The 9,942-nt window shown below is 75.0% G+C and carries 5 protein-coding genes; 1 reads left to right on the top strand and 4 read right to left on the bottom strand.

Annotated elements, in window-relative coordinates:
- Nucleotides 1-832 precede the first annotated feature (832 nt).
- A complete protein-coding gene (locus ACFV04_RS42175; RefSeq protein ID WP_380536406.1) occupies nt 833-3,643 on the top strand; it encodes a hypothetical protein in 2,811 nt (936 codons plus the stop codon).
- Between the two features lie 94 nt (nt 3,644-3,737).
- On the opposite strand, the gene ACFV04_RS42170 is transcribed toward ACFV04_RS42175, so the two are convergent.
- The 4 genes from ACFV04_RS42170 to lanL form a co-directional block, all read right to left on the bottom strand.
- Entirely contained in the window at nt 3,738-5,972 is a 2,235-nt protein-coding gene (locus ACFV04_RS42170; protein ID WP_380536405.1) for an HAD-IIB family hydrolase, read from the bottom strand.
- Nucleotides 5,973-6,017: 45 nt separating this feature from the next.
- Nucleotides 6,018-6,152, bottom strand: a complete 135-nt coding sequence (locus ACFV04_RS42165) for a hypothetical protein (protein ID WP_380335658.1) — start codon at nt 6,150-6,152, stop codon at nt 6,018-6,020.
- A 346-nt stretch (nt 6,153-6,498) separates the two neighbouring features.
- On the bottom strand, nt 6,499-6,627 hold the full coding sequence (locus tag ACFV04_RS42160) for an ALQxL family class IV lanthipeptide (protein ID WP_360267515.1): 129 nt from the start codon (nt 6,625-6,627) through the stop codon (nt 6,499-6,501).
- Entirely contained in the window at nt 6,624-9,374 is a 2,751-nt protein-coding gene (gene lanL / locus ACFV04_RS42155) for a class IV lanthionine synthetase LanL (protein WP_380536403.1), read from the bottom strand. The genes ACFV04_RS42160 and lanL overlap by 4 nt, the downstream gene beginning before the upstream one ends.
- Between the last annotated feature and the right edge of the window lie 568 nt (nt 9,375-9,942).

The raw sequence follows: 9,942 nt of genomic DNA, 5'->3' as shown, positions 1-9,942 counted from the left end.
GGCCTGCGGGCCCGGCAGGGCGGCCGTCGCGGCACGTCCGTCAGCTGTCGGCGCGGAACGCCCCGTGGACGCGCAGGTCGCCGGCGATCGACACCTTCCCGGCGTTCGTGTGCATGATCCAGGCGCCGTCGTTGCGGACCGGCAGGTGCCCGTTGGCGTCGACCTTCCCGGCGAAGCCGAAACGGGGGCGGGGCCGCGCCTCCTGGTGCCGTTCGGCGCCGGTTGCCCGGGCGGAACTCCGGTGCGCCCGTCCTCCGCGGTCCGCGGCGGCCGGGGGTGGGGCGGCCGGGGGTCTGGCGGTGTCGGCGGCCTGGTGCTGCGTCCTGCGGAGTATTCCCGCGGGCGGTGGCTGTCCGATTTCGTCCGGGGTAACGGCCGAGGTGGTTTCGCGGGTTCACCGTTCCGGGCGGGGAATTCCCGGGCGGGAAGTTCCCTGGTCGGGGGCGGGTGGTGAAGCCGGAGTCGGGAATTGTGCGTGGTGTGTCAACTCGCTTGTCGCCAGCGGGGATCCCGTCAATGAAGGAAATACGTTCCTCGGTCGGGTGATTCGCGCAAGTCCCTTCCGTTCACGGGTCGAATCTGACAGCATCGTCCGCTATCCGGTGATCGAATTGCCGGTGATCATTGCGCTTGTGTGCCCGTGAAGTGTTCGTCTGCGCCCGGTTTTGCGGCCGGATCGGATCGCCGGGCGAGGCCGGGTGGGGTCGGGACACGGCCGGGGACATGACCGGGGGAGGACGATGGTGCTCGGCTTCGAAGCCCGGCTCGACGACGAGGTGGCCGGGGTAAGGCTCAGCGACCCGGCGGCCCGGCTGCGCCACGCGGCGGAGCTGTGACCACCCGGGCCGGCACGCGTGTGCCCACCCCCGACACCGCACACCGCCCCGCACGCTGGGTCCGTACCAGACTGCGGGCGAGCCCCGCGGCCGCGCTGCTCATGGCGGCCCTCGCGTTCGTCACCGTCTTCCTGACAGCGGCCTTCCCCCGCATCGCGGACCGGGGCGCGGATGCGGCGCTCCAGGACTTCGTCGGCCGGAACGGCATCAACCAGACCAGCCTGCAGACCACCTCCAGGGTCCGCGACGACGACGGGGCGGCCACGCTCGACCGGGTGCAGCAGACCCTGGTCGAGGCGTTCGGCCGTGAGCTGACGCCGACCCGGTCGGGCAGGGCCTACGGCTCCCGCGCCCTGGCCGACCACGGCATGCGCAATCCGGAGTACGTCCGGATCGCCGAGAAGCTGACCGACCCGGTCCTCGGCCTTCTGTACGTGCACGACCTGGCCGCCCGGGTCACCCTCACCGACGGCAGCTGGCCGGCCCCCGGCGCGGTCGGCGGTCCGCTGCCGATCGTGATCAGCAAGAAGGCCGCCGAGACCATTCACATCAAGCTCGGTGACGTCATCGACAACGGCGTCGAGGGCCCGGGCACCGAGCGGACCACCGTGGTCGTCGGCCTCTACCGGGTCAACGACCCCCAGGACCCGTTCTGGGAGGACCTCGGCTGCCCGACCCGCGCCTGCCTGAGGCCCGACCCCGAGCACGAGCACTGGATGACCAGCGGATTCGTCGACGGGGGCAGCCTGCCCGCGATGGCCCGCTGGGGTTCGGGCGCCGAGAACTTCTGGCGGCTGCCCGTCGACGCCGCGTCGCTGCGCGCCGACCGGCTCGACCGTACCCGCGGCATCCTCGGCTCCTTCCTGACCGGGCGCGACGCCACCGCTCTGGCCGGCGCGACCGGGCGCCCCGACCTGCACACCTCCTCGGGCCTTCCCGACCTCCTCGGCCGGGCGGACGCCCGCTACCGGGCCGCCATGCCGCTGAGCGCGATCGGCCCGGCCGGTGTTGCGGGCGTGGCCGTCGTCGTGCTGTTCCTGGCCGCGGCCCTCGGCACCGACCGTCGCGCCGCCGAGATCCGCCTGCTCCGGGCCCGCGGCGCCTCCCTCGCCGGGGTGCTGCGACGGCTGATCGGCGAGGGTGCGGTCACCGTCCTGCCGGCCGCCGTGCTCGGAACGGCCCTCGCCCTGGTGCTGCTGCCCACCCCCCGGTGGGAACGCTCGGTGCTCGCAGCCCTGGTCGCGACGCTGATCACCCTGTCGGCCTTCCCGGCCCGTGCGGCCCTGCTGTGGGCGCGCCCGCGGGCGGCGGGCCGCCGCCCCCGCCTGGTCGGCGAACACCCCGACCTGCCGGACCCCGTCGTCCCGGTGGGGGCGCTCGGGCGCCGGGGCGTCGGCACCGGCGCCGGGCTGGATCCGCTGCTGGTCGCCGCGCCGCTGCTGCTCGCCGTCACCGGCGGGCTGGTCCTGGCCCGGATCGAACCGGTGGTGATCGGCTGGTCGGCCGCCCTCGCCGGCCGCGGCCGGGGCCTGATCGGCTTCCTCGGCCTGGCCCGCGCCTCCCGGGACACCTCGGGCCGGCGCCGGACCTCCGCGCTGCCCCAGCTCGCCCTGCTGATCGCCGTCACCACGGCCGGGTTCGGCGCCACCGTGCTCGACACCGTCGATCACGTGCGGACCCGCGCCGCGCGCATCGCCACCGGCGGGGACATCGGCGTTTCCCTCCCGGACTACGCGACCCTGACCGAGCCGTTCACCACGGCTGCCGGCGCCCTGCCGGGCGTCCGGGCCTCGACCGCGGTCCGGGTCGAGCCCAAGGCCCGCATCACCGGTGCCGACCAGAACGACACCGAGGCCTACCTGGTGATGGTGGTCGATCCGGCGGCGTACGCCGAGATCGCCCGGACCCTCGGGGTCGGCGGATTCGACCCGGCGAAGCTGGTCGGGCCGTCCGGCGGCCCGGACACCCCGGTGCCCGCACTGGTCAGCCGCGACCTGGCCGAGCGCCTCGCCACAGGGGCGTCCCGGGTGCGCACGCCCAACGGCAACGACCTGCGTCTCACCGTCGCCGGGACCGTCGGCGCCACCCCCGCGCTGCCGGACCCGGGCAAGCCGTTCGTCGTCGTTCCCGCCGGCCCCGCCTGGGAACGGCTGCCGGACGCCAAACGGGTGAACGAGTGGTTCGCCGTCGGCGATGTCGACCCCGAAGGGGTCAGGTCGGCCCTGCGGGACAACGGCGTGGTCCGGCCGGTCGGCCTGGCCAGGCTGATCGCGGACGAGGCCACGGCCGTCGGCAAGGACACCCACGGCCTGCCCGCGGGATACACCGTGCACAGCAGCCGGGAGACCGCCGCGGCCCTCGCCGACGATCCGCTGCAGCACGCCGCCGGTCGGCTGTTCCGGTACGCGGCCGCCGCGGGCGGCGGATTCGCCCTGCTCGCCGTGCTGTTGACGCTGTTCCGGGCCGCGCCCGAGCGCACGGCCGTGCTGGCCCGGCTGCGCACGATGGGCCTGCGGCCGCGGCAGGGGCTGGCGCTGATCGTCGCCGAGGCGCTCCCGCAGACCCTGGCGGCGGCCGTCGGCGGCGGCCTGGTCGCCGCGGCGGCGGTCGCGCTGCTAGGTGGTGCCTTCGACATCTCGACGCTGGTCGGTGCCAGGGTCGGTGACGTCCTGGCACCCGCGCTGATGCCGGTGCTGCTGCCGACGGCGGGCCTGGCCCTGCTGGTCTGCCTCGGGGTGGTGGCGGAGACGCTGGTCGCCGGCCGGCGGCAGATCGCCACCGAGCTGCGCGCGGGGGAGCAGGCGTGACAGCGGGATCAGAGGGACCAGAGGAACCAGCGGGGCCAGAGGGACCGAGCCGTGGCCGGTCCGCGATGCGGGAGCCGGGCGGGCGGAAGGGGGATCAGGCCGTCGACGGTGAGCCGTGGGCGCAGCCGCTCCGGATCGCGTGAACGATGCGGGTCGCCCACTCGGTGGGCCGCTCGTGGCCGAGGAGTTCGGAGAGCCGGTTCATACGGGCTCGGCGTTCCGCCGGGGTGAGGTCGAGCGCTCGGCCGAGGACGGTGCTGAGGTCCTCCGGTGAGTGGGGATCGGTGAGCAGTGCGGCCTCGCCGAGTTCGGCGGCGGCGCCGGCGTGGCGGGAGAGCACCAGCACTCCCGGTCCGGTGCGGGGGTGCGGGAGACCGGCCCGCGTGGCGATGAACTCCTTGGCGGTCAGGTTCATCCCGTCCTGGAGGGAGGTCACCCAGAGCACGTCCGCCTTCAGGTATTCGTCGACGACCTCGGTGCCGGACAGGCGGCCGGGGAGGTAGTCGATCGGTTGCCAATCTCCGCTCTGCCACGCCGTGTTGACCTCGGTGACGCGCTCTTCGAGGCGGCTGCGGGTGGTGTCGTAGGCGGTGATGCCGGGTTCGGGCGGCGGGCAGACGAGGCGGAAGGTGAGCCGGCCGCGCAGGTCGGGCCGGCGGGCGAGCAGGTGGTCGACGGCGTCGACCTTCTGGATCGGGGCCTTGGCGTAGTCGAGGCGTTCGACGGAGAGCACGACCCGGCCGGCGGCCGGGAGGTGGTGTGCCGCGCGGCGGCGGGCGAGCCTCTCGACGGCCGGCCGGTCGACGCCGAGCGGGTGGACGGTGGTCCGCGGTGGATCGGGCAGGCCTGCCAGGGTGCGGCGGAAGCGTGCGGCGAAGTCCTCGGTGTGGAAGCCCGCCCAGTCGAGGCAGGCCAGGGAGGAACGAAGTTCGGCGGCGACGGGGAGGGTGTCGAAGGCCTCCGGGGCGGGGAACGGGGTGTGGTGGAAGAGACCGGTCCTGAGGTCGGGTCGGAGCCGGCGCAGCAGGCCCGGGACGAGCCAGAGGTTGTAGTCGTGGAGCCAGACGGTGGCGTCGGGAGCGGCCTGCGCGCTGATGTGCTCGGCGAAGCGGGCGTTGACGGTGCGGTAGTCGGCCCAGGCCCGTTCGTCGAAGACCGACCGGCCCGGCTCGGACATCAGGACCGGCCACAGTGCTTCCTTGCAGGCGCGGTGGAAGTAGCCGGTCCAGCTGTCCGGGTCGAGCGGTACGGGGGAGAGCGGCAGGCCGGCCGGGTACGGGCGGTTGCCGTACGGGCCGTCGTCCGGGTCGCCGCCGACCAGCGCCGTGACCCAGACGCCCGGCAGGCCGCCGGTGAAGGCGCTGGTCAGGGTGGGAAGGATGCCGTTGGGGCTGCTGGGCGGCTGCCAGCTGTCGCCGTTCCAGTGCAGCGGCGGGCGGTGGTAGGCCACCACGAGGGAGTGCCCGCCGACGGGGCGCCCCGGGTCGGGGTCGGGACCGGCGCCTGGACCGGGATTGGGACCGGCGCCTGGGCCTGGGCCGGGATCGGGATCGGGACCGGCGCCTGGGCTTGGGCCGGGATCGGGATCGGCGCCTGGGCCTGGGCCTGGATCGGGGGAGAGCCAGCCGAGTTCCCGGAGCGCCGCGTGGATGCCGGCCGCGCCGGCCCGGTCGGGGCGGTGGACACGCGGGTCCCCGGAGAGGGCGGCGAGCAGCGCGGGTTCGGCCTCGCCGACGACCACGGCGTGCGTGCCGAGCCGGTACAGCGAGAGGTCGTTGAGGGAGTCACCGGCCACCAGGATCTCCTCGGGCTGCCAGCCCAGCTTCCCGGCCAGGACCCGGAGGGCGTTGCCCTTGGAGGCTCCCGGGGGCAGGACGTCGAAGTAGCGGTCCGCGGAGTACTCCCAGGTGCAGCCGAGGCCTTCGACGGCTGCGGTGAGTTCGTCGGTGAGCCGGTCGGGGGCGAGGTGGTAGGAGCAGCGGCCGTCCTGGACGACGCCGTGCTGGTAGGTGAGTCCGGGGAAGCGGCGTAACGCGGCGTGCACCCGGTCCGCCCCCGGCCATCCGGTGCGCAGCTGGTCCTGGACCGGGTCGACGCGGGTGAGGTCCGTGCCGTCGATGACGGTGGCGCCGACGTCGGCGATGATCCACCGGGGCCGGGGGACGAGCGGGTCGCGGAGGACCTCCCGGAGCGAGGCCAGTCCGCGTCCGGTGGCGAAGACCGGGGTCACCTCGGGATGGCGAGCCAGGGCGTCCCGTAGTCGGCGTCGGTCGTCCTGCGTGCCGCCGAGCAAGGTGCCGTCCAGATCGGTGACCAGAATCCTCGACATCCGAGGGACGCTAACACGATCACGTCATGTCGTGAAGTGTTCACCTCATGCAGGGGCCCGGTGGTTGCGGGCATGGGTGTCGCGGGCGACCGGCCGGTCCGGGCCGTGGAACACCGGGTCCGTGAAGTAGGGCCCGGCGACGAGGACTTCGTACGGCCGCGGCTCTCCGTTCGTTTCCATCCGGAGAGCACGGGGTCGGCGGTCCGTCGCACGGAGCCGGACCGGGCGCCAGGCCGGGAGGTCGGACCGGGACGCCGGACGGGGGTGTCGGGCCGGGAGGTCGGACCGGTGCCCCGGCCCGGGGGTGACGGCGCGCGTGCGGCCGACAGCCGGACGGCGCGGGTGGCCGAGAGGGATCCCGGGCGCCCGCGCCGTCGTGGGGGTTCCGTGGTCGCGTGTCCGTGTGCGTCCGGAACGGGTACTCCCGGAGGGTGAGGGCGCGGACGTCAGGCCGCACTCCTCGGGTCTCCCGGCGGCTGCCGGGTGGTCACAGGACGGGTTCGCGCTCACTTCGGCCCGGTCGGACTCACATGTCGTCGATGCTCCAGTTGCCGCACACGAAGATGCTGAACGGGAAACAGATGTAGGCCGTGGTGGCCTGCTCCTCACTGTCCAGCAGCTGCAGGGCGTTGACGTCGTCGGTCATGGTGATCACCTCCTTCCTGCCGGGTCGGGGGCGGGCAGCCAGAGGCGTGGCCCGCCGTGGTGGAGCCGGATCAGCAGGCCGAGCGGCCCGCCGAGTCCGGTGTTGTAGCCGACGCCGACCCTGGTCAGGGTGTCGTCGGGGATCAGGTGCAGTCCGTCGTGGACGACGTGACGTGCGTGGGCGCAGGCGAGGAGTTCCTCGGCGCGGCGCCGGTGGCCGGGGTCGTGCAGGGCCTCGGCCAGGTCGAGCAGGTACTCGGCGTTGCCGGCGAGGCCGTGGCAGGCGGTCGACGGGCTCCGCCACCGCCAGCGGTACACCTCGGTCGCGGCCTGTTCGGCGGTCCGGCGGTAGCGGGGATCCCCGGTGGCCTGCCAGAGGCGGATCAGGAAGGTGCCGATGCCGGAGGCGCCACTGCACCAGTGGGGCGCGTGGACGGGGGTGTCGGGGCCGTGGTCCTCGACGGGCCAGCCCGCGCCGTCGTCCCGGACGCGTGCGGTGGCGAGCAGGGTCTCGGCGGCTGCCCGGGCCGCGTGGACGAAGTCCTGCCGCTCGGCGGCGAGTCCGGCGAGCAGCAGGAAGGTGCCGACCCCGGCGACGCCGTGGGCGAAGCCGAGGTGGGTGATGCCGGCGAGTTCGGAGTCGAAGTCGGCCGGGACGGGCCACACCACACCGGACCGGCCCTTCGCGGCGGTCGTCAGCAGGTGTTCGGCGGCGGTCACCGCGCGCTTGCGGAACTCCTCGTCGCCGGTGGTCTGCCAGAAGTGGAGCTGGGTCAGACCGGCGCCGGCCACGCCGTGGCACACGTCGGGGTTGGGCCAGCGCACCGGCACCTCGCGGGCGAGGCGGGCCGCGTGCCCGGCGAGGCCGTCGTCGTCGAGCAGCCGGGCGGCGTCCAGCAGTGCCCAGGCGGTGCCGGAACGTCCGAAGTGCAGCCCGGGCAGCCGCTGCTCGCCGGCGTCGGCGCGGGCCGCGATCCACTCCGCGGCCTCGGCGACCGTCGCCCGCAGCCGCGGGTCCGTCCGGTGTGTGGCGGCCGCCGTGAGGACGGACAGGATGCCGGCCGCACCGTGCTGCACGTTCAGGGGATCGGTCCGCTCGGTGGCGGGGTCGCCGGGCCAGAGCCGTACCGGGTCCAGCGGGGTCATGGTGTCCATCAGGTGGGTCAGCCCGTCGGAGAGCAGCCGCTCCGCGGTCGGGCCGTCCAGGACGTCCCCGCCGGTCGGGGCGGGCGCGGCGGCGCGGGGAGCGTCCACGGCGGTGGCGGTGGCGGTGGCGGTGGCGGTGGCGGCGGTGGCGGGCGGCCGGGTGAGGGCTTCGCGGGCCGCGTCCAGGCTCCACCGGTCGTCGTGGCGCTCCGCCATGAGCCCCAGCACGAGCGGCTGGAAGGCGGTCAGGTCCGGGCGGTCGGCGAGGGCGGCGGCCAGCAGGGTGGAGAGGCGGTCGTGACGGTCGCGCGTCGCCCCGCGGTCCGGGGCGAGGACGGGGTCGGTGCCGGTCAGCAGGTGGAACAGCACGGCGCCGAGGCCGTAGAGGTCGGACGTCAGGGCGGGGGCCGGGCCGCTCAGGGCGCCGTCGACGACCTCGGGAGCGCCGTAGCCCGGGGTGTGCAGCCGCAGGACGTGGTCTCCGGGGCGGGCGAGGGCCTCCAGGTCGATCAGGCGGACCTCGTCGTCCGGAGTGACCATCAGGTTGTTGGGGTTGAGGTCCCGCAGGACCAGGCCGAGTCCGTGGACGGCCCCGACGAGGGTCACCGACTGCCGGGCCAGGTCCAGCAGTCGCGCCCGGTCGGGGCGCAGCGTCTCGGACGTCCAGGCGCGCAGCGTCCGCCCGGCGACGCGCTCCTCGGCGAGGTACCGGTTGCCGCCCTGGCCGAAGGTGCCCAGTACCTGCGGACACAGGCCGAGCGGCGCGAGCAGCGCGTGCATCTCCGCCTCGTGGCCGAGCCGGTCGCCCGCGTCGGAGCCGTCGAGGGCGGCCCCGACGTGCCGGCGGGCCTCCTTGATGACGACCTCCTGCCCGGTCCGCCGGTCGGTGCCGAGGAAGACGCCGCCCTTGTACGCGTGCCGGACGGCCTTGTGCACGACGTACCGGTCGTTCAGCAGGACGCTCGTCCCGGGGGCGGGCGGGGGCTCCTCGGGCAGGGGCAGCGGGGAGACCGCCCAGGGCGGCGGGCTGAAACCGGCCTGCCGCCGGTCACGGACGAAGCTCCCGTCGGGGGCCCGCAGCATCGGCTCGGGCGAGCCGTCATTGGTGAGCCGGGGGAAGCCCCGGAAGGCGCCGTAGCGGTAGTGCACCAGGCTGCCCGGCCGGTACGGACGGTCGGAGAGGATGCCCGGTCCCGGCAGGTGCGCGGTGGCCCGGTGCAGGTCCTCGGCCAGCTGCCGGAAGTGGTCGTCGTCGTCCGGGTAGACGGTGATGAACTTGCCGCCGCCCCCGCGGTCGTAGCGGGCCGAGACGAGGTCCACCACGCGCCCGGGTGTGCCGGCGCACTTGAACGGGGCCCGGGCGGCGACGAGGACCTCGGCGGCACGGGTCAGCACCATCGGGGCGGAGAGCGGGGTGGCCGACACGTGGAGCTTCCAGCCCTGCCGCCGGCCCGTGCCGACGTCGCCCGGGGACACCCGGCACCAGAGGTCCTCCGGAGCGACGCACCAGCCCAGCGCACCCTGTCTGCGGAGCACCGCCTCGATCAGGTCGGGGAACAGCGCGGCGTACGGATCCGCCGGGACCCGACCAGCCGTGGACCCGTCTGCCATCGTTCTTCCTTCGTTCCCTGGAGACTGCCGGAGGACTGCCGCAGCCGGTCGGCGTCCGACCGCGCCGCCATCCTGGCGTCGCGGGATCTTCGCGGTCATGGGGGACGGGCACGTATGTTCCGGGCCGCGGACCCCCACATTCCCGCGCAGCGCCTGCGGCGGGCCGGCGCCGATGCGCAACTGCCGGGGGCGCGGCGTATGTGTCCCCAGGTCGGACAGGGTGCCGGGATGGTTCGCGGGTCCGGGTGGGGGAGGCGGTTCCTCCGTCATGAGGGAGGTCGCCGCACGGGTCGAGCGCTCCCCGGACGGCGATCGTTCCCCGGGGACGTGGCCGCCGGGTCCCCGTGATCGGGCATCGACCCGCGGTGACCCGGGGTGGCCGGGGCGCCGGCCGCGCCCGGCTCGGCGTCATGCCCGGTCAGTGGCGGGGAAGGCGGAGCCCCTTCGGCGAGGAGTCGGCCGGCAGTGCCTGGCGGAACCACTCGTCGTACGGCGTGCCGTGCCGGCGGGACGCCCCGGCGCTGCGGAACACCTCCGCCGCTGCCCCTGCCGGGACCCGGGTCCCGGC

Origin of the sequence: Kitasatospora sp. NPDC059599 (assembly GCF_042735125.1) — a bacterium.
Lineage (GTDB): Bacteria > Actinomycetota > Actinomycetes > Streptomycetales > Streptomycetaceae > Kitasatospora.
This window is presented reverse-complemented; position numbering and strand designations above follow the sequence as displayed.